The sequence below is a fragment of the Streptococcus sp. HMSC034B03 genome (genome assembly GCF_001838575.1).
GTDB classification, from domain to species: domain Bacteria; phylum Bacillota; class Bacilli; order Lactobacillales; family Streptococcaceae; genus Streptococcus; species Streptococcus anginosus.
The window spans coordinates 283,154-306,594 of record NZ_KV837619.1 but is presented as its reverse complement, the minus strand read 5'-3'; the positions used below and the strand labels follow the sequence as shown (position 1 = coordinate 306,594).

General features: G+C 38.7%; 22 protein-coding genes. 17 read left to right on the top strand and 5 right to left on the bottom strand.

From position 1 onward, the window contains the following. Nucleotides 1-6 precede the first annotated feature (6 nt). The 16 genes from HMPREF2634_RS01475 to HMPREF2634_RS01400 all read left to right on the top strand — a co-directional run bounded on the left by HMPREF2634_RS01475 (nt 7) and on the right by HMPREF2634_RS01400 (nt 17,483). On the top strand, nt 7-246 hold the full coding sequence (locus HMPREF2634_RS01475) for a hypothetical protein (RefSeq protein ID WP_003025392.1): 240 nt from the start codon (nt 7-9) through the stop codon (nt 244-246). Nucleotides 247-344: 98 nt separating this feature from the next. Further along, entirely contained in the window at nt 345-584 is a 240-nt protein-coding gene (locus HMPREF2634_RS01470; RefSeq protein ID WP_003025388.1) for a SemiSWEET transporter, read from the top strand. Nucleotides 585-701: 117 nt separating this feature from the next. After that, a complete protein-coding gene (locus HMPREF2634_RS01465) occupies nt 702-1,016 on the top strand; it encodes a PTS cellobiose transporter subunit IIB (protein WP_003073302.1) in 315 nt (104 codons plus the stop codon). 55 nt (nt 1,017-1,071) lie between these two features. After that, nucleotides 1,072-3,063, top strand: coding sequence for a BglG family transcription antiterminator (locus HMPREF2634_RS01460; RefSeq protein ID WP_021001469.1), 1,992 nt, complete (start codon nt 1,072-1,074; stop codon nt 3,061-3,063). A 12-nt stretch (nt 3,064-3,075) separates the two neighbouring features. Beyond that, complete coding sequence (locus tag HMPREF2634_RS01455; protein WP_070836128.1) at nt 3,076-3,393, top strand: PTS cellobiose transporter subunit IIA; 318 nt, start codon at nt 3,076-3,078, stop codon at nt 3,391-3,393. Between the two features lie 22 nt (nt 3,394-3,415). Continuing rightward, nucleotides 3,416-3,922, top strand: a complete 507-nt coding sequence (locus tag HMPREF2634_RS01450; RefSeq protein WP_037590317.1) for a hypothetical protein — start codon at nt 3,416-3,418, stop codon at nt 3,920-3,922. A 39-nt stretch (nt 3,923-3,961) separates the two neighbouring features. Then, the gene (gene celB, locus HMPREF2634_RS01445) at nt 3,962-5,305 is read left to right on the top strand and encodes a PTS cellobiose transporter subunit IIC (protein ID WP_021001471.1); all 1,344 of its coding nucleotides are present in this window, start codon (nt 3,962-3,964) and stop codon (nt 5,303-5,305) included. A 197-nt stretch (nt 5,306-5,502) separates the two neighbouring features. After that, nucleotides 5,503-6,534: a competence protein CoiA gene (locus HMPREF2634_RS01440; protein ID WP_021001472.1), complete on the top strand. Its 1,032-nt coding sequence runs from the start codon at nt 5,503-5,505 to the stop codon at nt 6,532-6,534. Further along, a complete protein-coding gene (gene pepF / locus HMPREF2634_RS01435) occupies nt 6,486-8,288 on the top strand; it encodes an oligoendopeptidase F (protein WP_021001473.1) in 1,803 nt (600 codons plus the stop codon). Before HMPREF2634_RS01440 ends, pepF begins: the two co-directional genes overlap by 49 nt. A 1-nt stretch (nt 8,289) precedes the next feature. Further along, the gene (locus tag HMPREF2634_RS01430) at nt 8,290-8,973 is read left to right on the top strand and encodes an O-methyltransferase (protein ID WP_003025376.1); all 684 of its coding nucleotides are present in this window, start codon (nt 8,290-8,292) and stop codon (nt 8,971-8,973) included. 106 nt (nt 8,974-9,079) lie between these two features. Then, the gene (gene prsA, locus HMPREF2634_RS01425) at nt 9,080-10,018 is read left to right on the top strand and encodes a peptidylprolyl isomerase PrsA (protein ID WP_003025374.1); all 939 of its coding nucleotides are present in this window, start codon (nt 9,080-9,082) and stop codon (nt 10,016-10,018) included. 137 nt (nt 10,019-10,155) lie between these two features. Beyond that, the gene (locus HMPREF2634_RS01420; protein ID WP_080553209.1) at nt 10,156-10,725 is read left to right on the top strand and encodes an LURP-one-related/scramblase family protein; all 570 of its coding nucleotides are present in this window, start codon (nt 10,156-10,158) and stop codon (nt 10,723-10,725) included. A gap of 54 nt (nt 10,726-10,779) precedes the next feature. Then, complete coding sequence (gene alaS, locus HMPREF2634_RS01415) at nt 10,780-13,398, top strand: alanine--tRNA ligase (protein ID WP_021001474.1); 2,619 nt, start codon at nt 10,780-10,782, stop codon at nt 13,396-13,398. A gap of 418 nt (nt 13,399-13,816) precedes the next feature. Continuing rightward, complete coding sequence (locus tag HMPREF2634_RS01410; RefSeq protein ID WP_003031829.1) at nt 13,817-15,151, top strand: SPFH domain-containing protein; 1,335 nt, start codon at nt 13,817-13,819, stop codon at nt 15,149-15,151. A 50-nt stretch (nt 15,152-15,201) separates the two neighbouring features. Further along, nucleotides 15,202-16,287, top strand: a complete 1,086-nt coding sequence (locus tag HMPREF2634_RS01405) for a TFIIB-type zinc ribbon-containing protein (protein WP_006270133.1) — start codon at nt 15,202-15,204, stop codon at nt 16,285-16,287. A gap of 17 nt (nt 16,288-16,304) precedes the next feature. After that, nucleotides 16,305-17,483, top strand: a complete 1,179-nt coding sequence (locus HMPREF2634_RS01400) for a TPM domain-containing protein (RefSeq protein WP_021001475.1) — start codon at nt 16,305-16,307, stop codon at nt 17,481-17,483. 90 nt (nt 17,484-17,573) lie between these two features. On the opposite strand, the gene HMPREF2634_RS01395 is transcribed toward HMPREF2634_RS01400, so the two are convergent. From HMPREF2634_RS01395 to HMPREF2634_RS01375, 5 genes are all read right to left on the bottom strand, one after another. After that, nucleotides 17,574-17,879: an ABC transporter ATP-binding protein gene (locus tag HMPREF2634_RS01395; RefSeq protein ID WP_235284322.1), complete on the bottom strand. Its 306-nt coding sequence runs from the start codon at nt 17,877-17,879 to the stop codon at nt 17,574-17,576. A 163-nt stretch (nt 17,880-18,042) separates the two neighbouring features. Beyond that, nucleotides 18,043-19,281: an aminoacyltransferase gene (locus HMPREF2634_RS01390; RefSeq protein WP_021001476.1), complete on the bottom strand. Its 1,239-nt coding sequence runs from the start codon at nt 19,279-19,281 to the stop codon at nt 18,043-18,045. A gap of 12 nt (nt 19,282-19,293) precedes the next feature. After that, on the bottom strand, nt 19,294-20,508 hold the full coding sequence (locus HMPREF2634_RS01385) for an aminoacyltransferase (RefSeq protein ID WP_021001477.1): 1,215 nt from the start codon (nt 20,506-20,508) through the stop codon (nt 19,294-19,296). Then, nucleotides 20,508-21,317 carry a sugar-phosphatase gene (yidA, locus tag HMPREF2634_RS01380; RefSeq protein WP_021001478.1) on the bottom strand — a complete coding sequence of 270 codons (810 nt, stop codon included), beginning with the start codon at nt 21,315-21,317 and terminating at the stop codon, nt 20,508-20,510. The genes HMPREF2634_RS01385 and yidA overlap by 1 nt, the downstream gene beginning before the upstream one ends. Further along, nucleotides 21,307-22,626 carry an HD domain-containing protein gene (locus HMPREF2634_RS01375; RefSeq protein ID WP_021001479.1) on the bottom strand — a complete coding sequence of 440 codons (1,320 nt, stop codon included), beginning with the start codon at nt 22,624-22,626 and terminating at the stop codon, nt 21,307-21,309. The genes yidA and HMPREF2634_RS01375 overlap by 11 nt, the downstream gene beginning before the upstream one ends. A 207-nt stretch (nt 22,627-22,833) precedes the next feature. On the opposite strand from HMPREF2634_RS01375, the gene HMPREF2634_RS01370 reads away from it, so the two are divergent. Beyond that, the gene (locus HMPREF2634_RS01370) at nt 22,834-23,220 is read left to right on the top strand and encodes a YwiB family protein (protein ID WP_021001480.1); all 387 of its coding nucleotides are present in this window, start codon (nt 22,834-22,836) and stop codon (nt 23,218-23,220) included. Nucleotides 23,221-23,441: the final 221 nt, after the last annotated feature.

Here is a 23,441-nt window from a genome sequence, read left to right as displayed (position 1 = left end):
GATTTTATGAGTAAAAAAATAACCTATGTCATCAAATTTTCTAAAGGAGTCGCTGTATCAGACTTGGCTGCCAATCCGGCTATCACTCAGCATTTGACGATTAAGTTGAAAAATGCAGACGGCTTTGTTGTAGATAGTGACATCAATGATGTGAAGATTCGGGAGCTGATAATGGTCGCTTTCAATCTAGAAAAGAAAGATATAGTCGTCTTATCCAAATATCTGGGACTGGTGAATATTTTGTAATAGGAAGATTGTGCATATATCTTTCTATATGTAATAGAGCAAGTAAGAAAGAAACGAGGCTAGAGTTTTCTAGCTTCGTTTTTAGAAAGGGAGAAAATATGATTGGAACGATTGCTGCTGTATTAACTACTTTTGCTTTTTTACCGCAGGTAATAAAAGTCATTAAAACCAAGGATACAGAGTCTATTGCGCTTGGTATGTATCTGATGCAAGTTGTCGGTATTGCTTTGTGGCTGTTTCATGGCTTGGTAATTGAAGATTTGCCTTTAATTATGGCAAATAGCGTGTCTTTGGTTTTATCAGGAACCATTCTCTATTATAAATTAAAATATAAGTAAAAAAGTAACTAAGGAAATATTTCCGTTTCACTACGGAAAAAAATAAGATGGAAGTTGTAATCGTTTTCAACTATAATGAGTTTATAAAATAAATTTTATTTATAAGGAGAAAATCTTATGGCTAAAGCATTGATTATCTGTGCAGCAGGTATGTCATCTTCTTTGATGGCAAAGAAAACAACGGAATTTTTAAAGAGCAAAGGGCATGACATTGAAGTAGATGCTATTAGTGCGACAGAAGGTGGAAAAGCCATTGCTGCTGCTGAATTTGATCTTTATCTCATTAGCCCTCAAACAAAAATGTATTTCAAGCAATTTGAGGATGCTGGAGCAAAAGTCGGCAAACCTATTGTACAAATTCCTCCGCAAGCCTACATTCCTATTCCAATGGGAATTGAAAAAATGGCAAACCTCATCTTGGAAAAGATTTAAATTTTCAGCTCAAAAAGGGTAAAATAGTTCTTATAAATGCGGAAGGAGAACTGTATTGCTACATCAGAAAGAAAAATTGATTCTTCAATCTTTGTTGGAAAATAAAGATCATTATATTACAAGTAAGGAATTAGCTAGTCAGCTTTCTTGCTCTGATCGTACGATAAGAACTTACCTGAAATCATTGATGGATTGGAAGCCTGATGAAACTGGTTGGAAGATTACAGCCAAGCAAGGTTATGGTTACCGACTTGAACTTCAAGATAAAGCTCTCTATCGAAACTTTATAGAAACAGAATTTTTTACAGAGCAAAACTCTGCTAAGACTGAAAATATAGAGGATCGTTACAATTACATTTTAAATAAATTGCTCTTTGAGCAGGAAAAACTTTATTGTGATGACTTAGCAGAAGAGCTGTTTGTCAGTCGTTCAACCTTGTCAGCAGATTTCAAGAAAATCAGACAAGACTTGGCAAAGTATGATTTACAAATCGAGAGCAAAGCCAATCGTGGTGTTTATGTAAAAGGCAGCGAACGCAATAAACGACGTTTTATCATGGATTACTTTTTTCGTGATAATTTCTTTCAAAGTTTGCACAATTACATTAACATTGAAGTTCCAGGACGGCAAATCAGCTTAGAAGAATTGACGATTATTGTATTGGACGAATGTCGTGAAGGTCACTTAAAGTTGTCAGATTTTGTGATTCAAAATTTGGTCATTCATATTGCCTTATCGTTTAAAAGGATTGCAGAAGGCTTCCAAATTAGCAAGATTGAAGACTGGGAACAAGGTAATTATCTGGCAGAACGAAAGATTGCTGAGAAAATTTTACACAGAGTGTATTTGGCAACTGGGCTGGAATTTCCCAAAGAAGAAGTAGACTATATCACGCTCCATTTGATTTCAAAAGCTTCTTGTCAAGAAAGCCAAAATACCAAAATAGACACCAATCAAGAAATTCGCAAGCAGCTACTAGAGGCGTTAGAGCAAGTCGAGCATGTCAAGGCTTATCAATTTCAACATGACTTCCAGTTAGTTGAGGGAGTTGTCACGCATTTAGTTACCTTGCTTGTACGTTTGCAAAATCATGTGGTGCTGGAAAATCCTCTTTTAAAGGACATTCAGCAGCAATATTCATCTGTTTTAGCGATGACAAGAGAGCTCTTGCAGGCCATGCCGATTTTTTCCAAGGAAAACTTATCTGATGATGAAGTGGCTTATGTAGCCTTGCATTTCATGGCTGCCTTGGAGCGGTTAAAGGAAAAGCAAAAATTTAATATCTTGGTGATTTGTGCAACGGGCTATGGATCAGCGCAAATGCTGAAAAATCGCATTGATAATGAACTGGGCAACTTAGTCCACATTGTGGATGTAATTGGCTATTATGAGTTGAGTGATGAACGTCTGAAAAATATTGATTTTATCATTTCATCCATTGATTTATCCAATCTGGTCTTCAGTGTTCCTGTTTTTACCGTCAGCATCTTTTTAAATTCAGAAGAGCTAAAAGAGATAAAACATAGAATGGCTCAGCTGAAACCTGTAGAAAGTTCTTTGATACCAGAAAAAGCAATAATGGTAGATCAAAATGAAGAAAAAATATTTGATGACTATTTTTCATCTGCTTGTTTTGTTCTTGCTCAAGATGCGACAAAAGAGGTCATCTTACAAGAGTTGCTGAGCCAAATGGGACAAGGTGAAGAGCAGGATTTCGTTTCTTGTATGCAGGATTTAATGAAGCAACGTGAAAAAATGAGTTCAGTTATTTTCTCAGAGCAAATCGCGGTGCCGCATCCGATTAAACCGATTGCTAAACATCATAAAATCGGTGTTGCTATTGTAAAAAACGGTCTTCAGTGGAATGAAGAAAATCCTCATATTCGACTCATCTTTCTTCCATCGCCGGCTATCTATGGAAATGAAGGAATGGCGACGTTGACATCTAAGATTGTGGATTTGTTAGAGCAGCCTGGTTTGCAAAAACAGATCTTTAATTGTCAGTCATTTGCAGAGTTTAAACAGTTATTTTTAAAAATAAAGTAAAGGAGATTGTCTATGAATCAGGAAGAATTACAAGTGGCAGCTTTTGAAATTATCTTGTATAGTGGTTCAGCAAGGACAACGGTTCACGAAGCTTTCGCCGATATGCGCGAAGGGCATTATGATGAAGCTGCTGAAAAGTTAGAAGCTGCCAATGCAGAGCTATTGGAAGCTCATCATGCACAAACAAATTTGCTACAAGAATACGCAAGTGGAACGGAAATCAAAATTGAAATTATCATGGTGCATGCTCAGGATCATTTGATGACAACTATGACCTTGCGTGAGGTAGCACTTGAAATGCTCAGTCTTTATCGAAAGATTGAAAAGTAAAAGATGAATGAAAGGGGAAAACATGACTGAAAAAGAGAAACAAGAACTAGAAGCAAGACGAAAAGAAGCAGCAATAAAAAACATGTACTACACGCGTTACTTTTCAGTCCGCTACGCGACAGCATTTTTCTTCTTTGCTAATCTTTATTGGATGCTAATGCTGTATCTTTCAAAGGCTGGTTTAGTTTTGCTGTTGCCTTTGTTGCTAACTGTTCTAGCGGCGTTGGCAATGTGGGAACAAACACGAATGTACAGCGTTCATCAAAAAGAAGCGACATTAACGCGGTTCTTTTACAATATTTCTGCTTTAGCAAATGTTTTGCTACTGATAATTGTTTTTGTGGGACAGTATCATTTCCTCTTTCCATTTTTTTCGATTAGTACAACCACTGTAACCGTTTTAACGGTTGTACTTTTATTGGGGCTACTTTTAGCCATTCTAATGTTAAGAAAATTAAGTCGGATTCATCACCATACAGATAAGCAATATAAACGCATTCAAGAATATATTGCCACTGTTCAACGTTAGTTTATAAATTATATTTCAAACATCATAGGAGGATATATTATGAATAAATTGTTTGAATTTCTAGAAAAGTACCTCATGGGACCAATGGGGAAAGTCTCTACTTGGCGTCCTGTTCGTGCTATTGTTGCTGCCGGGATGGCCAGCATTCCCTTTACAATCGTAGGGTCTGCTTTCTTGGTTCTTAGTGTTATACCGCAAGCCTTTAATCTTCAATTTATTGTTGATTTGTGGGCGAATTCATTTGATAAGATTCAAGCTCTCTACTTGTTAGCTTATAAGTGTACAATGGGGATTTTGTCTCTCTATTTTGCCATCGTTATTGGGTATGAATACACAAAAATTTATGTCGAAGAAGAAGGGCTCAACCTCAATCCACTCAATGGTGGTCTCTTAGCGGTATTTGCTTACTTTTTGACCATTCCTGAATTAACTTATTCTAAAGGAGTGATTTCAGCCGTTACAGGAAAAACAACAATTGGTGGCTGGACTGTTGGCGGAGATAGTTTGACACGTCTATCTACATCAGGTATGTTTACTGCGATTCTGATGTCCATTCTCGCTGTGCAACTATATCGCCTTTGTGTGCAGAAGAATTGGGTCATCAAGATGCCTGAAGCTGTTCCAGAAGGAGTTGCTCGTTCATTTACAGCCCTCATTCCAGGTTTTGTCATTGCATTTGCAGTACTCTTCATTAACGGTATCTTTATCCTATTTGGTACAGATATTTATAAAGTTATTGCAATTCCGTTTGCCTTTGTTAGCCATATCACTAATACATGGCTAGGTATCGTTGTGATTTACTTATTGGTTCATGCTCTTTGGATTGTCGGTATTCACGGTGCTAATATCGTTATGGGACTGGTTAGTCCGATCTTGCTTGCTAATATGGCACAAAACGTTGACGGCAAATTCATTGCTTATGCAGGTGAATTTACCAACTCTTATGTAACAATCGGTGGTTCTGGTGCGACCTTATTGCTTTGCTTCTATATTGCTTTCCGTGCGAAGTCAGATCAATTACGTATGCTTGGAAAAGCAGCTATGGGTCCAGCTATTTTCAACATCAACGAACCCCTTATCTTTGGTCTACCAATTGTGTATAATCCAATGTTGACCATTCCGTTTATTTTGGCTCCAATCGTCTCTGCTTCAATTGGTTACTGGTCTGTCCAACTTGGACTAGCTGGTAAAGCAATTGCCCAAACACCATGGCCAACACCTATTGGTCTTGGAGCTTATGTTGGTTCAGGTGGTAATATTGGTGCTTTCGTAGTTGCACTTGTCTGTGCTCTTGCTGCCTTTGTCATTTGGTATCCATTTATTAAGATGTATGATAGCAAGTTGTACAAGGAAGAAATGGACGGCGCTGAAGCGATTCAATAAATTTGTTTCCCCTTATAAAAAATTTGAAGCTGGAACGAAAGTCTCCAGCTTCAATTTATATAGTGCAATAAACCGTTGTTTGCTCAAAGCACTGCTTTGAGGTGGGGGATGAGAGTGGGACAGAACTTAAAATTTTTAAGATGAGTTCTGTCTCACTCTTTTTTACGAATAATTTAAGTAAAAGGGGAAAATAATCTATGTTAATGGCTTGTCAGGAAAACGGAAAAATGCTAAATGCTGTGGAAGATACGGTAAATCCGTTGGATAGGTTTCTCTGCCCGGCTTGTAAGGAAGCGGTGCGATTTAAGAATGGCAAGGTGATGCGACCGCACTTTGCTCATATTTCTTTAAAAGAATGTCATTTTTATACGGAAAATGAAAGTGCAGAACACTTAAATCTGAAAGCTGTTTTGTTTACTTGGGCTAGAAAGTCCAATCATGCGATTCAAGTGGAAGCGTATTTACCTAAATTGCAACAAATTGCAGATCTGTTAGTAGAGAAACAAATTGTGCTTGAAGTTCAGTGTAGCTCACTTAGTCAAAAACGCTTAAAAGAGCGTACGGAAAGTTATCGTCAGCATGGCTATCGCGTTCTTTGGCTCTTGGGAAAGAAACTTTGGCTGAAAAATACTTTGACCAATTTACAAAAGGATTTTCTCTATTTCAGTCAAAATATGGGCTTTCATCTGTGGGAATTGGACGAACAAAAACAGCTTTTGAGGCTTAAATACTTGATTCATGAAGATTTGCATGGCAAGGTTCAGTATAAGGAGAAAAGTTTTGCTTTTGGTAAAGGAAACCTTTTAGACATCTTTCGTCAGCCATTCTGCAAGCAGGAAATGACGAGTTTTCTGGCAAAAGAAGATAAAAATATTTGCCGTTATGTGCGCCAGCAGCTCTACTATCAGCAGCCCAAATGGATGAAATGGCAGGCAGAATTGTATCAAACGGGTGATAATTTATTGACCAAAACGGCTAGTGACTTTTACCCGCAAGTCCAACCTGTTCGTTCCAGCTCTTTCTGTCAGATTTTTCAGGATCTCACGCCTTATTACCAGCAATTTTCAGCTTATTATGAAAAAGAAAAAAATAAAAATCTCCAAATTCTCTATCCTCCAGCTTTTTATGCAAAGATTTTTGGCAATATTTATGATAAAATAGGAAAGACGGAGGAAATTTTATGGCAAAACAAAGAAATGAAATTGAAGAAAAATACACTTGGGACCTAACAACGATTTTCCCAACAGATGAAGCTTTTGAGGCAGAGTTAAGTCAAGTTTCAAAAGAATTAAAAGAAGCCAGCAACTTAGCAGGTCACCTTTTGGATTCAGCTGACAGCCTCTTAAAAACAACAGAAATCCAATTGGACTTGATGCGTCGTATCGAAAAACTCTATTCCTATGCTCACATGAAAAATGACCAAGATACACGCGTGGCAAAATACCAAGAATACCAAGCCAAAGGAATGGCCATTTATAGCGAGTTCGGACAAGCCTTTGCTTTTTATGAGCCAGAATTTATGGCAATCACAGACGAGCAATATCAGACTTTCTTAGCTGAAAAGCCTGAATTGCAAATCTATCAGCATTTCTTTGATAAGTTGCTGCAAAAGAAACCTCACATCCTTTCTCAACGTGAAGAAGAATTGTTGGCAGGAGCTGGTGAAATTTTTAGTGCTGCGGGTGATACTTTTGGAATCTTAGACAATGCTGATATTGTCTTTCCAACCGTGCACGACGAAGAAGGAAATGAAGTGCAATTGACGCACGGAAATTACATTAGTTTAGTGGAGTCGAAAAATCGTACAGTCCGCAAGGAAGCTTATGAAGCGCTTTACAGCGTCTATGAGCAATATCAACACACTTACGCCAAGACTCTCCAAACGAATGTTAAAGTTCATAATTACAATGCCAAAGTTCGTAATTTTTCTTCTGCGCGTGAAGCTGCTTTGTCTGCTAACTTTATTCCAGAAAGTGTTTATGATAGCTTAGTGTCTGCGGTAAACAAACACTTGCCACTCTTACATCGCTATATTGCGCTACGTGCAAAGATTTTAGGCCTTTCTGATTTGAAAATGTATGACCTCTATACACCATTGTCAGAAGCAGATTACAAATTTACTTATGAGGAAGCCTTGATGAAAGCAGAAGAAGTCTTAGCTATCCTTGGAGAAGATTATCTAGGTCGAGTAAAAGAAGCCTTTTCAGATCGTTGGATTGATGTTTATGAAAACCAAGGCAAGCGCTCTGGGGCTTATTCTGGTGGTTCTTACGATACCAATGCTTTTATGTTGCTCAACTGGCAAGATACGTTGGACAATCTTTTCACGCTGGTTCATGAAACAGGTCACAGTATGCATTCTAGCTATACTCGTGAAAATCAGCCATACGTTTACGGAGATTATTCTATTTTCTTAGCTGAGATTGCTTCTACGACCAATGAAAATATCCTGACGGAGAAATTATTGGAAGAAGTAGATGACGATCAAACCCGCTTTGCGATTCTGAATCATTTCTTGGACGGTTTCCGTGGAACTGTTTTCCGCCAAACTCAATTTGCCGAGTTTGAACATGCCATTCACAAAGCTGACCAAGAAGGTCAAGTCTTGACGAGTGAATTTTTGAATGATTTGTACGCAGATTTGAATGAAAAATATTATGGTTTGACGAAAGAAGACAACCCACAAATTCAATACGAATGGGCACGGATTCCGCATTTCTACTATGATTACTATGTTTTTCAATACTCAACCGGTTTCTCAGCTGCTTCTGCCTTAGCAGATAAGATTGTTAACGGAACGCAAGAAGATAAAGAGAAGTATCTCAACTACTTGAAAGCAGGAAATTCTGATTATCCGCTAAATGTCATTAAAAAAGCTGGTGTAGATATGGAAAAAGAAGACTATCTCAATGCTGCCTTTGCAGTCTTTGAACGTCGTCTTGATGAATTTGAAGCACTCGTAGAAAAGTTAGGACTGGCATAAAATGGTCGAATCCTATAGTAAAAATGCTAATCACAATATGCGTCGTCCCGTTGTCAAAGAAGAAATCGTCGATTTTATGCGGACACGGCAAAAGCAAGTTTCGGGCTCTTTAAAAGAGCTCGAAACTTTTGCTCATGCAGAAAATATTCCCATTATTCCTCATGAAACAGTTGCCTATTTTCGTTTTCTATTAGAAACTTTACAGCCAGAAAAGATTTTGGAAATTGGAACAGCCATTGGCTTTTCAGCTCTTTTAATGGCAGAATATGCACCGCAGGCTCAAATTACAACGATTGATCGCAATCCAGAAATGATTGCTCTTGCCAAAGCGAACTTTTCCAAGTTTGATAAGCGCAGGCAAATTACATTGCTGGAAGGAGATGCAATGGATATTCTTCCTCATTTGAAAGATTGCTATGACTTTGTCTTTATGGACTCTGCTAAGTCCAAATACGTTGTCTTTCTGCCAGAAGTTCTGAAGCGCCTTTCTTCAGGAGGAATTATCATCATAGATGATGTTTTTCAAGGTGGAGATGTCACAAAGGAGATGAGTGAAGTGCGTCGAGGCCAACGAACGATTTATCGAGGGTTGCACCAATTATTTGATAAAACACTAGATCAACCTGACTTGACTGCAACTTTGTTGCCTCTGGGTGACGGCATTCTGATGATTAGAAAAAAATGAGAGATTTAATATTTTCCTAAATTTTCATAGTTTTTAGGAAAATTTAAGATATTAAATCTGTTTTATGGTACAATAAGAAAGTGAATTAAATAAAGGAGTTTTCATAATGAAGAAAAAAATTCTAGCAGGAGCTATTACGCTTTTGTCAGTTGTAACATTAGCAGCATGCTCACAAGCTGGTGGTAAAGACATTATCACGATGAAGGGAAATACAATTACTGTCAATGATTTTTATAATAAAGTAAAAAATAATGCAGCTGCTCAACAAGTACTTCTCAATATGACCATTCAAGAAGTTTTTGAAAAGAGTTATGGTAAGCATGTTACAGAAAAAGAAGTCACTGAAACGTTCAATAAGAGTAAGAGCACTTACGGAACTGCTTTTCAACAAGTATTGGCAAGAGCAGGATTGACGGAAGATACTTATCGTGAACAAATCAGAACCAACAAATTGGTCGAATATGCTGTCAAAAAAGCAGCTGAAAAAGAATTGACAGATGCAAATTATAAAAAAGCATATGAATCTTATACACCAGAAGTGACTGCTCAAATCATCAAAGTTGACAGTCAAGACAAAGCAAAGGAAGTGCTGGAGAAAGCCAAAGCTGAAGGTGCTGATTTCGGACAAATTGCCAAGGAAAATTCTACGGATACGAAGACCAAAGATAAGGGTGGGGAAGTGAAGTTTGACTCAGCTTCAACAGATGTTCCAGATGCTGTTAAAAAAGCGGCTTTTGCCCTTGAAGCAAACGGTATTTCTGATGTTATCACCGTTAAATCATCAACTTATTCTTCAAGTTATTATATTGTGAAACTAAATAGTAAATCTGAAAAATCAGCAAACTGGAAAGACTACAAGAAACAACTGAAAAATGTTATCTTGACACAAAAACAAAATGATCGCACCTTTATTCAAAAAATTGTTGCCAAAGAATTACAAGCAGCCAATATTAAGGTGAAAGATCAAGCTTTCCAAAGTCTATTCTCACAATATGTCAAGTCAGATAGCAAATCAACATCTAGCTCGTCATCTTCATCAAAATAAGTTGACGAAAAGCTCATAAGTGAGTATAATAGGACTATTGAGAATTGATTTTTGACCTCTTAGCCCAGAGAATTGGCGGTGCTGCAAGCCATGTAAGAACGAAAATCATGCTACTCAAAGAAAAAATTGCATACATAATGAGAATGACAAGTTCATTGAATGAAGGTGGTACCGCGGTTTTTCGCCCTTCGTCTAGTGGACTTGTCTTTTTGCGAGGAACCGTTATGAAGACCTATCTTGTAAAACAAAAATTTCGCTTTGGTGGTGAGAAATTTGACATCAAAGATGATCGTGGGAACATTGATTATCAAGTGGAGGGGAGCTTTTTAAAAATTCCCAAAACTTTTACGATTTATGATGACAAGGGTGAAGTGGTCAGCCAAATTCAAAAGACTGTGCTAACAGTCTTACCTCAATTTGAAATTCAATTGCGCAATGGTTCGAGTTTTTATATCCGTAAAAAATTCACTTTTTTACGAGATAAATATGAATTTGACAACTTAGGTCTGCGCATCGAGGGGAATATCTGGGATTTGGAATTTCGTCTGCTGGATGCGCAGGGACAAGTGATTGCAGAGATTTCAAAAGAACTCTTGCACCTGATGTCCACTTATCAAGTTGTAGTTTATGAAGATGCCTACGCGGATCTAGTGATTTCATTGTGTGTGGCTATTGACTATGTAGAAGCTCTTGAAAGTAGTTCTTAAAACTCACATGGGCAATAGAAAAATCAGTTAGAGAAATGTTTTAAGGAGAAGAAAATGAAACAATTATCAAGTGCTCAAGTACGCCAAATGTGGCTAGATTTTTGGGCCTCAAAAGGTCATGCTGTCGAACCGTCTGTTAGTCTAGTACCAGTCAATGACCCGACCCTACTCTGGATTAACTCTGGCGTAGCAACATTAAAGAAATATTTCGACGGGACCATTATTCCAGAAAATCCACGGATTACCAATGCGCAGAAAGCGATTCGGACGAATGACATTGAAAATGTCGGAAAAACAGCACGTCATCATACCATGTTTGAAATGCTGGGGAATTTTTCTATTGGTGATTATTTCCGTGATGAAGCGATTGAATGGGCTTTTGAGCTCCTGACTAGTCCTGAGTGGTTTGATTTTCCAAAAGACAAGCTCTACATGACTTACTATCCAGATGATCATGATTCTTATAATCGTTGGATTTCAGTTGGTGTCGATCCAAGTCATTTGATTCCAATTGAAGACAATTTCTGGGAAATTGGTGCAGGACCTTCTGGACCAGATACAGAAATCTTCTTTGACCGTGGGGAAGCATTTGACCCTGAACATCAAGGAATTCGTTTGCTTGCAGAAGATATTGAAAATGATCGTTATATTGAAATTTGGAATATTGTTTTGTCCCAATTCAATGCTGATCCAGCTGTTCCAAGAAGTGAATACAAGGAGCTGCCTCACAAAAATATTGATACGGGTGCAGGTCTAGAGCGTCTTGTAGCTGTTATTCAAGGGGCAAAAACTAATTTTGAAACAGACCTCTTTATGCCGATTATTCGTGAAGTAGAGAAGTTATCCGGTAAGACTTACAATCCAGACGGTGACAATATGAGCTTCAAGGTCATTGCAGACCATATCCGCTCTCTGTCATTTGCTATTGGCGATGGTGCGCTTCCAGGAAATGAAGGACGTGGTTATGTTTTGCGTCGCTTGCTCCGTCGTGCTTCTATGCATGGTCAAAAATTAGGAATCAATGAGCCTTTCCTTTACAAACTTGTTCCAACTGTCGGAAAAATTATGGAAAGCTATTATCCAGAAGTGCTTGAAAAGCAAGATTTTATCGAAAAAATCATCAAAAGTGAAGAAGAGTCCTTTGCTCGCACGCTTCATTCCGGTCAACACTTTGCACAAAGCATTGTAGAAGAGTTAAAGGAAAAAGGACAGTCTGTTATTTCAGGAACGGATGTCTTTAAACTGTACGACACCTATGGTTTCCCAGTAGAATTGACCGAAGAAATTGCTGAAGAAGCTGGTATGACAGTAGACCGCGAAGGCTTTGAAGCTGCTATGAAAGAGCAACAAGAACGCGCACGGGCTAGTGTTGTTAAAGGTGGATCTATGGGCATGCAAAATGAAACCTTGCAAAACATTACAGCTGAAAGCCACTTTAACTATGAAAAAGAGGCTTTGTCTGCGAAGTTGGTTGCGATTGTGGCAGATGATAAAGAAGTAGAAGAAGTGACTTCTGGTAAAGCTTACCTCGTTTTTGCAGAAACGCCATTTTATGCTGAAATGGGCGGACAAGTAGCAGACCACGGACAAATCTTTGACCTTGCAGGCAATCTCGTTGCACAAGTCGTAGATGTTCAAAAAGCGCCGAATGGACAACCGCTCCATACGGTAGAAGTGGTAGCACCACTCGCATTAAACCAAGAGTATAAGCTTGAAATTGACCACAATCGTCGTCACCGTGTTATGAAGAATCACACAGCAACACACTTGCTTCATGCGGCTCTTCACAATGTTTTAGGTAAACACGCAACGCAAGCAGGCTCTCTCAATGAAGTAGAATTTCTTCGCTTTGACTTCACTCATTTCCAAGCAGTTACAGCAGAAGAACTACGTCATATTGAGCAAGAAGTCAATGAAAAAATCTGGGAAGCGATTGACATCAAAACGATTGAAACAGACATTGATACGGCTAAAGAAATGGGAGCAATGGCTCTCTTTGGTGAAAAATACGGCAAAGAAGTTCGTGTGGTGACAATTGGAGATTATTCTATTGAGCTGTGTGGTGGTACTCACATGAAGAATACTTCTGAAATTGGTCTTTTTAAGATTGTCAAAGAAGAAGGAATTGGCTCAGGAACTCGTCGTATCCTCGCTGTGACAAGCAAAGAAGCCTTTGAAGCGTACCGTGAGGAAGAAGATGCTTTGAAAGCTATTGCAACGACACTGAAAGTCCCACAAATGAAAGAAGTTTCGCGTAAGGTTGAAGCCTTGCAAGAACAACTTCGCCAATTGCAAAAAGAAAATGCTGAACTGAAAGAAAAAGCAGCAGCAGCAGCTTCAGGTGAAGTCTTCAAGAATGTTCAGGAAGCTAATGGACACAGCTTTATTGCCAGCCAAGTTTCTGTATCTGATGCGGGTGCTCTACGCACTTTTGCAGACACTTGGAAACAAAAAGACTATTCAGACGTTCTTGTCCTTGTGGCAGCCATTGGTGAGAAAGTGAATGTTCTTGTGGCTAGCAAAACAAAAGATATTCATGCTGGCAATTTAATCAAAGAACTTGCTCCAATCGTAAATGGTCGTGGTGGTGGTAAAACAGACATGGCTATGGCTGGAGGAAGCAACCAAGCAGCTATTCAAGAATTACTTACAGCTGTTCCTGAAAAATTGTAATGTCATATTACTTTAAGCGAGATAGATCTGTGCTTGTCTCTACAAGGATTTCAAAAAATGAAATCTAAGAGAGTTGCATAAAAATCATACAAAAAACGAACAGTTTCGATATTCTGTTAGTCAGAACATCGGAATTATTCGTTTTTTTATTTGTACTGTTAGGTTGTGGTGTTTTATAAATCCAAAAATAGCTTTCATATTTTTGATAATTACAATTTTATAAAAATATGGTAAAATAGTTTTGGAGATAAAACGCTTTCATACAGCTAATCATGTTTCAATAAAAAGACAAACATTGCTAGTTAGCGTATAATTTTTTGTAAAAATTCACAAATTTATGACAAAGGAGATGGTGTCGTTCAATAGTACAGTTTAAAGTAACGGAAGCATGCTTTTTAAAGAGAGAAAGGAGATTCTTATGGGACTCATTAAAGCAGGAATTGGTGCCGTAGGTGGCGTATTGGCTGACCAATGGAAAGAATTCTTTTATTGTGATGCCATGGACAAGTCCGTCATGGTGGTCAAAGGACAAAAGCAAGTATCTGGACGTTCATCCAATACGAAGGGCAGTGACAACATTATTTCAAATGGTTCTGGAATTGCAGTTGCAGACGGTCAGTGTATGATGATTGTTGAGCAAGGAAAAATTGTTGAAGTCTGTGCCGAGCCTGGTCAATTCACTTATGACACGTCTAGCGAGCCGAGTATTTTTACAGGTAATTTAGGCAATTCCATTAAGGAAACTTTTAAACAAATCGGAAAACGGTTCACTTATGGTGGTGATACAGGCAAAGATCAGCGTGTTTACTATTTCAATACCAAAGAGCTGATTGATAATAAGTTTGGCACACCAAATCCGATTCCGTTTCGTGTGGTGGATTCAAAAATCGGCTTAGATGTGGATGTTTCTGTCCGTTGCTCTGGTGTTTATTCTTATAAGATTGCAGACCCACTTCTTTTCTATACCAATGTCTGTGGCAATGTTGAAAAAGAATATTTGCGTGAAGAATTAGAATCACAGCTAAAAACCGAATTTATCAGTGCCCTCCAACCAGCTTTCGCTGCATTATCTGATCTAGAATTGCGGCCAAATCAAATCGTTAGCCACAATACAGAACTTGAAAATGCTATGAATGAAGCACTCTCTAGCAAATGGGGCGAGCTTCGTGGCTTGAAAGTCATCAGTGTAGCTCTTGGTTCAGTAACTCTTCCAGACGAAGATGCTGAAATGATTAAGCAGGCTCAACGTGTGGCTATTATGAAGGACCCAACCATGGCAGCGGCTACCTTAGTCGGTGCACAGGCAGATGCTATGAAAGCAGCGGCTGAAAATCCAGGCGGTGCGATGACTGGCTTTATGGGAGTAGGAATGGCAGCGGGCGCAGGCGGCATGAATGCTCAAAATCTTTTTGCGATGGGACAAGAGCAAGCAGCTAGTCAGCAAACGCAAACAGCGAGTGCAACCTCTCAAACCCAAACTACTGCAGATAAATGGACTTGTCCAAATGGACATGAAGCTTCAGGTAAATTCTGTCCTGAATGCGGTTCACCAAAACCTGTGAGTGACAGCTGGACTTGTACTTGTGGGACTGTCAATAATGGTAAATTCTGTTCAAACTGTGGAAAACCTAAGCCAGAACCCCAACGTCAATACCGTTGCAGCAATTGTGGCTGGCAACCAGAAGATGCTTATAATCCACCTAAATTCTGCCCTGAATGTGGCAATGTATTTGATGAAAATGACCTTGTTTAGAAGCTTTTCTAACTATCTCATAGCTCGATGACAGTAGAAAGGAGGTCATCATGGCTGATTTACAAGAATATAAATGTCCAAATTGTGGTGGTGCTCTTGAATTTAATAGTTCAATCCAGAAAATGAAGTGCCCTTATTGTGATTCCGAATTGGATATGTCAAGTTTGAAGGAATTGGATGAACAATTAAAAACCCAGACTGATGAAAATATGACCTGGAGTACGCAGGCTGGTGGTGAATGGGATACGGGCGAGATTGATCAGCTATCAGTTTATGTCTGTAAATCTTGTGGTGGTGAAATTGTTGCTGACGAGTCAACAGCAGCCACTTCGTGTCCATTCTGCGATAATCCTGTTGTTATGATGGGACGCTTTGCTGGTGATTTAAAGCCAGATTATGTGATTCCATTCAAATTAGATAAAAAGGCAGCAAAGGCGAATCTGAACAAGCATCTCATGGGGAAACGCCTCTTGCCAAAAGTTTTTAAAGACCAAAATCATATTGATGAAGTAAAGGGGGTTTATGTTCCGTTCTGGCTTTTTGACACAGAAGCAGATGCGGATGTTCATTATAAAGCAAGCAGGATTAGAACATGGAGTGATAGTGAGTATGACTATACCGAAACAAGCTATTTTTCAGTTATTCGTTCCGGTCAGTTAGCGTTTGAACATATCCCGGTAGACGGTTCAAGTAAATTGGATGATCAATTAATGGAATCCATTGAACCCTTTGATTTTTCAGAAGCTGTTGATTTTCAGACAGCTTACCTAGCAGGATACCTAGCAGATAAATATGATGTCGGAGCCGAGGAGAGCATTACTCATGCTAACAGCCGTGTCAAGCAAAGCACGGAGGAAGCCTTTGAAGATACAGTTACGGGGTTTTCTGCCGTTACCCCAGAATCTTCGAATATTCGCTTGATAAATGGTTCAACTAAGTATGTTCTCTATCCAGTTTGGCTCTTAAATACGACTTGGAGGGGCAAAAAGTTTGTTTTTGCGATGAATGGTCAGACTGGTAAATTCGTCGGAGATTTGCCCTTAGACAAGCAAGCTTATAGACGTTGGCTAATTGGACTGGGCGTGGCGGCAAGTTTAGTTAGTTATGCGGCTGTATGGATGATTCATTTACTGTAAGAAGGGAGGATGAGATTATGTTGAAGAAATTCATAACATTACTGACAACTCTTCTTCTCTCCTTTCTCATGATTGGGACTGTCTGTGCAGAAGAAACCAGCTATATTCGTGATGAAGTCTCAGCCTTTTCAAGCAAGGAAATAACAGAGATTAACAAAGCGGCTAAAGCTATTGAAGAACAATATCATTTGAAAGTTTACTTTTTAGCAGCAAAATCAGTAGGTGAAGATGGTATTTTGTCTTATGCTGAAAAGGTTTATCAAGAATCTGCAGGCACAGCTGAAGGTATTCTCCTTGCTGTTGATAAAGAAAAAAATGAATGGATCCTATATTATGCCGGAAACGCTAAAGAAAAGCTAGGAGCAAAGAGTGACGACATACTTTGGAAAGCTTTTGAGAGTGGGAAAAATATTTATAGCGGTGTCCGGTATTATCTCAATAAAGTAACCAAATTGCTCAATGCATCGGCCAATCCATTACTGGTAGATGAAGCGGACTTGCTGAAGCCGAATCAAGAAAAAGTCTTACTAGCAAAGCTCCAAGACATTAGTCAGCGCCAAAAATGCGATGTTGTTGTCGTGACCGTTAAGAGTCTGGAAGGAAAAAGTGCTCAAGACTTCGCAGATGACTACTTCGACTACAATGGCTACGGTCAAGGAAAAAATCATGATGGGGTGCTTTTCTTAATCAGTATGGCAGAACGGAAGTGGCATATTTCAACGACAGGCTACGGCATCACTGCTTTTACCAATGCTGGCTTAGACTACCTATCAAAGCAGTTCTTGCCTGATTTAAAAGATGGTGACTACAATGCTGCTTTTACAACCTACGCTGAGCAGTGTGATGAATTCCTCACTCAAGCACGAAAAGGGCAGCCTTATGATGTAAAAAATCTCCCTAAGGAGCCTTTAAGTTGGTACTGGATTCCTGGAGCATTGGCTATTGGCTTTGGTATCGCCTTTCTCATCGTAACAGGAATGAAAGGTCAGCTCAAATCTGTCTATCATCAAACCGGAGCCACTGATTACATCAAGAAAAATAGTCTCCAGATTACCAATGCTCAAGAATTCTTCCTCTACTCAAATGTAGATAAGAAAGCAAAACCGGAGCCTAGCAGCTCCAGTGATTCTGGGGGTAGTAGCACACATACATCTTCATCAGACAGAAGTCACGGGGGCAGTGGCGGAAGTTTTTAGATGGATAATAGTGGAAGTTAAAAAAGGTCAGATATTTATGCTGGCCTTTTTATTACACTTCATTTTACAACGGGGCGAATTTTAAAATTTTCAAACGATGTTGTCCACAATAATTTTATTGCTAGGGAAATTCAACGAGGAATTGGAAACGCTATCATTTTGCTTTACATCATTTTCCAAGTCAGAAAGAATATCTTCATTTGACAATTGACTTTTATACAAAAAAGTAGCAAACATCTTTCCTTTTATATTCGTATTGAAGTCTGCAATGATCTTTGCATAGAAATAGCGTTTGCCTGCCAAACCTAAGACAATCAGCATATTTCCAAGAATTCCCAACATCAAGATTTGCCAGAGAATTTTTAAATTTTTCGATTGAAAACTATCAATAATCATCCGAACGAGCGTTGGGTTTAAAACTGACTCAATCCATGTCAGCACGATAAACAGAAAGTAAACCGTTAGTAGTTTTTTGAAATAAATCGTTTAAGCATATCTGATAAATCCTTATAGAACATATGAATACTTTAAAAACTCTCAAAAATCTGTTTGAGAGTTTTTAAGTGCGCCGTAGCAATTTTTTAATCAAACTGAGAATTTTAAATTTAAGTGGTTGTGGATAATAGCGGAAGGTGCCCATTTTGCGAACAATGTAGCCATTGAAATTTTGCTTGAAACGGAGCACGCCGTCTGAGCCATCGAAAATTCCAGTAATACCAAGAAAATTATAAAAAGGAATACCTCGCTTGATAGCTTCTTTCATGACGTATTCTTGGAGAAGTGCTGGGGCGTAGAATTTGTTAAATTCAGGATAGGAACCACTAAAGAGGTAAGTCGCTTCCTGTGGCGTATAGATAAAGAGGCTGCCTGCAAGAACTTGGTCTTCTGTTCCATATTTATCTATCAATTCTTGTGCTTCGGCTTTGCGTGTTTCAAAACTTTCAAATTGGCTAGAGAATTCACGCAGTTGATTGTGCTTCTTCTCTGACTGAGGATTTTTTTCTAAATCCGCTTCTAATTTTTGAATTTTTTGTCTGAGTTTTTTTTGATCATTTTGCAGATGTTGCAGATAATCTTGAAAATTAAGCGTTGCAATCATAAAGTCCGCTTGATTGCCAAAAGCATCGTAGAAATCTTGGTAGTAATCTAAAGGTTTATCACTATATTCACGCCGCTCGGAAGTAGCAGAAGTGATTTCCTTGAAAATATTTAATTCATCTCGCTTCAATTTTTTTAATTGAATGCCGAAAGTATTGGCTTTTTTTACAGTCGATTTACCATTTTTGCTGAAGGATTTGAGTAGATCTTTTTCAGTTAGTTCAGTCAGGTCTTTGACATAGTGCCAATCAGGTTCGCCGCCTGGATAACCTGTCTGCAAGCCATCAAATTCATAACCTAAGTCTGTCAACTCTTTTATCAATTCTGTTTTTTCGGGCGAGGTCGGCTGACCATTGCTGTCAAATGTTTGATAAGTTTCATAAGGTTTGACAATTAGCTCTAAAGCGCCATTTTCTTTAGCGTAGGTCTTAAGTTCACGGTAGAAATGCTGTAGGTCTTGAGGATTTGTTGAAACAGGGCCACAATTTATTTCCATGTGAAGTCCGCCTGTCATGGGCATACTGTAGAGCACAGCTGAAACAGTCACTTCGTCATGCTCATTTGTGTATCCTACATATTGACAAGTAAAGCCACGTTTTGATAAGAGCTTCTCCATTTCTACCGTCTGCATAAAAGAACGTTGAGCGCAAGAAGCGCTGTGTTTTACAAATTCTTCCTGACGAAGTTGTCTGAATGTCATACGATTCCTTTCTTAGTGTTTGCTACGGAATTTCTTTCTCAAAGTATAAGCAAGGTTAGAGAGATGATAGAGTGGATTGGTTGGCAAGTTAAACTCCCCGACAAATTCTTCAATAGTTGGATTGAACTTGGATTTAAAGTGATAAAGTCCGCCGTCTAAATCATTTTCAACACCACCCATGTTTTGCCAGTTCGCTCCACGGTCGAAGGCGTGCTTTGCAGTTTCATACCAAGTGAGGAGAGCTGGCTGGTAACGACGGTATTCTTCATCCATTCCAGCATAGATATTTTCAGAGGTAGCTCCATATTCTAGAACCAATGTCCCAGATAAAGGCACGGTTGTTACACCTTGAGCAATTTTTTCTGACAAGAAATCCATTTCTTCTTGCAGTCGTTTTTGTTCTTGCTTATTGTTTTCAATTTTACCAGGTTTAGTTTTTTCAGTGAATTTGCTGGCTTCTTTTTCAGCCTTGGCTTTTTGAGCTTGAAGACTTTCTAGACGCTCATTTAGGTCAATGCTTGCAAGTGTGATATAGGAATGCTCTGGGTAAGTATCAAGGAGTTTTTGATAATAGTCCTTCCCTCGTAAGTGAATACTCTTTCGATTCTCGGTTTTTTTCATCAAAGCAGAGAAATCATCTAAAAGTTCTTTGCCATCAAACTGGACTTGAATGCCTTTGTTTCGTGCAGTGCGAATGGCTTGTCGTGTACTTTTTGATAAAAGTTCTTCGCTGAAATTGTCCTTATAAATATTTGCTTGAAAACGTGGCTGAATCGTGTCATCAAGTGATTCTGTCCGCCCCACCCAAATCGCTCCAGCTTTCTGGAGATTTTGAATCACGTCAAGTGTTTCTTGCTGTTCTTTTCTGTCTTCTCCAATTTGAGCCTGCACGAGGAAAAGACTCGGATCAAACTTGATAAAAAGAGATTTTTTAGTTTTAGCAAATTGTTTCAAGGAAGTCAGGACAAATTGTAGTAATTCTTGATTCTGATAATCCATAATAGGACCGCGAGGAATATAAAGCATGGTCATGCCGAGCGGCAAAGGCTTGATGAGAATGCTGGCTGAGGCCACTAATTGGTTATTTTTGTAAAAGCCAATTCGTTCATTGTCCCAATTATCTTTGACCTTTGCCCAAGAAGCGCTTTGAAGCAAGTTGGTTTGAGAACTTGCCTTAACAAAATCATCGTGTTCTTGAACAGAAATTCCAATCTTATAAGTGTACATCAGTTTAAAACCCACTCTCTAATAGCGTATGCAACGCCGGATTCATCGTTTGATTTGGTGATATACTTGGCAATTTTCTTCAACGCGTCAGTCCCATTTCCCATTACAACAGGATTTCCCACGACTTCTAGCATTGCACGGTCGTTTTCTTCGTCCCCGATAGCCATAGTCTCCTCTTTTGTCAATCCTAATTTTTCCGTTAGATGCACGACTGCAGCCCCTTTATTGACAGTTTTTTTGACAATTTCTAAGTAAAAAGGTGCAGATTTCACGAGTGTGTACTTGTCGTACAATTCTTTAGGGAGTTTGGCGATTGCTTGATCCAAAATTTCTGGTTCATCAATATACATGATTTTGACGATTTCTTTATCTACCATTTCTTCTGGGGTGCGGTAATAGACTGGCATATTGACCAGTCCGGCCTCGTAAACGGTATATTTTCCAATGTTACGGTTAGCAGTATAAATACCGTCCTTGGTGATAGCGTGCATGTGAACCCCTAATTTGCGACTGAGACATTCAATATCCAAATAATCATCGTAGGTTAGAGTTTCTTTGATATATTCTTCCCCTGTAACTGTATCTTGAACCAGCCCGCCATTGAAGGTAATGACATAATTTCCCGGCTCGTTTAGGTGTAACTCTTCAAGCAAATTTCTCACTCCTGGAATGGGGCGTCCAGTTGCAATGACAATCTTTACTCCAGCAGCTTTGGCATCTTGTACAGCAGAAAAAACTTCTGGTGTGACTTCTCTTTTGGTGTTTAATAAGGTTCCGTCAATATCAACGGCAACTAGTTTAATACTCATGTTCGTATGCTTCTCCATATATAAATTGGTCGTTTTTGATATACGACAAGAAAGTTTTACTATTTTCGCTAAAAAGTCCAGCTTCTTTCAGCATCTCTTTTGGAAAATAGAAACGATTATCTCCATGTTTTGTGCCTGCTAACGATTCAACAATGGGTGACAAAGTGGATAATTCAGCGAGACTACCATCCTTTTGGATAATTTCAATCTGGGTGCGTGGCTTTTCGACATCTGGACGATAAAAATCATAAGGTAGGTCAAAATTACGATGAATAGCAGTATAGTAATCAGGGTCAAAGCCAACTTCTGCAACTAAATCCCGCATAACATTCAGATATTTCTCATTTTCTTTTGAAAAAATAATGGATTTAAAAACTTTGCGATTGATGAAACGCTGTGCTAAATCAGATAAAATCGTGTCAGGACTCGTCATCCAAATTTGGAAATAGGTATTCATCACACCATCATCAAGTGCTAAATAATCTTTCAAGGTCACTCGCTTTTCAAAGAAAGGAATAAGATTGGGAGAAGAGAGCGCAAAGTAGTCCTTCTGCTTTTCATAGAGAAATTTAGCTCGTTTGAGTAAATTCTGTAAGAGTACCTCCATCGCACGACTAGCAGGATGAAAATAAACCTGCATATACATTTGATAACGACTGACGACATAATCTTCTACAGCATGCATGCCGTTGTGTTTGAAAGCAATGCCGTTTTCAACAGGACAGATGACGCGTAAAATCCGTGTCAAATCAAATTGTCCATAAGAAGCGCCCGTGTAGTAGGAGTCTCGCAAGAGATAATCCATACGATCCACATCAATCTGACTGGAAATGAGCTGCACCACCTGTTTGTTTGGATAGGTGTGATTGATAACGCTGGCTACTTTTTCCGGAAAATCAGGCGAAACTTGAACCAGAACTTGGTTAATCTCAGTCTCTGGATTGGTGATAATCTGCCGTGTAATTTCCTCGTGGTCGGTATCAAAGAGACGCTCGAAAGTATGTGAATAAGCGCCGTGACCTACATCGTGCAAGAGGGCTGTTGCCATGACAAGTAAGCTTTCATGACGATCCCAAACCTCTGGATATTTTTCGTCAAAGATTTTTGTAATTCGTCTTGAAATCTCATAAGATCCAAGGCAATGCGAAAAACGGCTGTGCTCGCCTCCGTGGAAGGTATATCCAGAAGTTCCTAGCTGTTTGATGCGGCGCAGTCGTTGAAATTCTTTGGTGTTTATTAAATCATAGATGACTTGGTGATCCACATGAATATAATTATGGACGGGATCACGAAATACTTTTTCAATCATGGCTCTATTATACCACATCTCGTCTAGCAGTCCAAATAACAAAGTAATCTATAACCTCTGAAAATAGCGATTCAAACTTGCTGTTTTAATTCAAAACTTTTCCCATTTAGAGCAATGGCAAAATAAAAGTATAAGAAAAATGGGAGAAATATTTTTGATTTTCTGCTAAAATGAAAAAAGAAATAGGAAGACGAGGAAATTTAAAGAGTGAAAATTAGAATCCGAAATCGAATTCAAATGGATGAGCAAGTAGAGCAAATTGACCAAAGTTACGCTGTAGATTGGACTCAAAAAGGCGCTTATCATTATTTATTGTTTAAAAATGAAGAAGGAGAGAAGGTTGTGCTGAAGTTTCATGATGAAGAACTAGTCATGACACGCTTCTCCACCCCTAAATCCTTGATGCGATTTATCAAAGGGGGAGAAGCTTTGGTTGGGATTCCGACACCAATAGGCATGCAGCAATTTATCACGAAAACAAGTTATTACCAAGTTGATTTGAAAAAGCAGATACTTGAGCTTCATTATCAATTGAGAATGCCTGATGGCGAACGAACTTTTGCGGATTATCAAATGGAAATTTCGTGGAGGTAGAAAGATATGAAAAGAAACCTTCCTAGTTGAGTGATGACGGCTATTTTCATTATGAGCAGATTTATTTGGTTTTTTCTAACGAGAGGCGGTATGCTCTTTGATCTAGCAGAGACAATCATCTTAGCCATTGTTTTATTCATTTCGTCTTTTTATCTGTTCGGTAAAATAGATAAAAATTGACCTTTTTTTGCTTGAAAAAATTGAATAATTTGATATAATAA

Bases quoted from the DNA above. Each gene is read 5' to 3' on its own strand.
- HMPREF2634_RS01475 (WP_003025392.1), top strand. From the start codon at position 7: ATGAGTAAAAAAATAACCTATGTCATCAAATTTTCTAAAGGAGTCGCT.
- HMPREF2634_RS01470 (WP_003025388.1), top strand. From the start codon at position 345: ATGATTGGAACGATTGCTGCTGTATTAACTACTTTTGCTTTTTTACCG.
- HMPREF2634_RS01465 (WP_003073302.1), top strand. From the start codon at position 702: ATGGCTAAAGCATTGATTATCTGTGCAGCAGGTATGTCATCTTCTTTG.
- HMPREF2634_RS01455 (WP_070836128.1), top strand. From the start codon at position 3,076: ATGAATCAGGAAGAATTACAAGTGGCAGCTTTTGAAATTATCTTGTAT.
- HMPREF2634_RS01450 (WP_037590317.1), top strand. From the start codon at position 3,416: ATGACTGAAAAAGAGAAACAAGAACTAGAAGCAAGACGAAAAGAAGCA.
- celB (WP_021001471.1), top strand. From the start codon at position 3,962: ATGAATAAATTGTTTGAATTTCTAGAAAAGTACCTCATGGGACCAATG.
- HMPREF2634_RS01440 (WP_021001472.1), top strand. From the start codon at position 5,503: ATGTTAATGGCTTGTCAGGAAAACGGAAAAATGCTAAATGCTGTGGAA.
- pepF (WP_021001473.1), top strand. From the start codon at position 6,486: ATGGCAAAACAAAGAAATGAAATTGAAGAAAAATACACTTGGGACCTA.
- HMPREF2634_RS01430 (WP_003025376.1), top strand. From the start codon at position 8,290: ATGGTCGAATCCTATAGTAAAAATGCTAATCACAATATGCGTCGTCCC.
- prsA (WP_003025374.1), top strand. From the start codon at position 9,080: ATGAAGAAAAAAATTCTAGCAGGAGCTATTACGCTTTTGTCAGTTGTA.
- HMPREF2634_RS01420 (WP_080553209.1), top strand. From the start codon at position 10,156: ATGAGAATGACAAGTTCATTGAATGAAGGTGGTACCGCGGTTTTTCGC.
- alaS (WP_021001474.1), top strand. From the start codon at position 10,780: ATGAAACAATTATCAAGTGCTCAAGTACGCCAAATGTGGCTAGATTTT.
- HMPREF2634_RS01410 (WP_003031829.1), top strand. From the start codon at position 13,817: ATGGGACTCATTAAAGCAGGAATTGGTGCCGTAGGTGGCGTATTGGCT.
- HMPREF2634_RS01405 (WP_006270133.1), top strand. From the start codon at position 15,202: ATGGCTGATTTACAAGAATATAAATGTCCAAATTGTGGTGGTGCTCTT.
- HMPREF2634_RS01400 (WP_021001475.1), top strand. From the start codon at position 16,305: ATGTTGAAGAAATTCATAACATTACTGACAACTCTTCTTCTCTCCTTT.
- HMPREF2634_RS01395 (WP_235284322.1), bottom strand. From the start codon at position 17,879: ATGATTATTGATAGTTTTCAATCGAAAAATTTAAAAATTCTCTGGCAA.
- HMPREF2634_RS01390 (WP_021001476.1), bottom strand. From the start codon at position 19,281: ATGACATTCAGACAACTTCGTCAGGAAGAATTTGTAAAACACAGCGCT.
- HMPREF2634_RS01385 (WP_021001477.1), bottom strand. From the start codon at position 20,508: ATGTACACTTATAAGATTGGAATTTCTGTTCAAGAACACGATGATTTT.
- yidA (WP_021001478.1), bottom strand. From the start codon at position 21,317: ATGAGTATTAAACTAGTTGCCGTTGATATTGACGGAACCTTATTAAAC.
- HMPREF2634_RS01375 (WP_021001479.1), bottom strand. From the start codon at position 22,626: ATGATTGAAAAAGTATTTCGTGATCCCGTCCATAATTATATTCATGTG.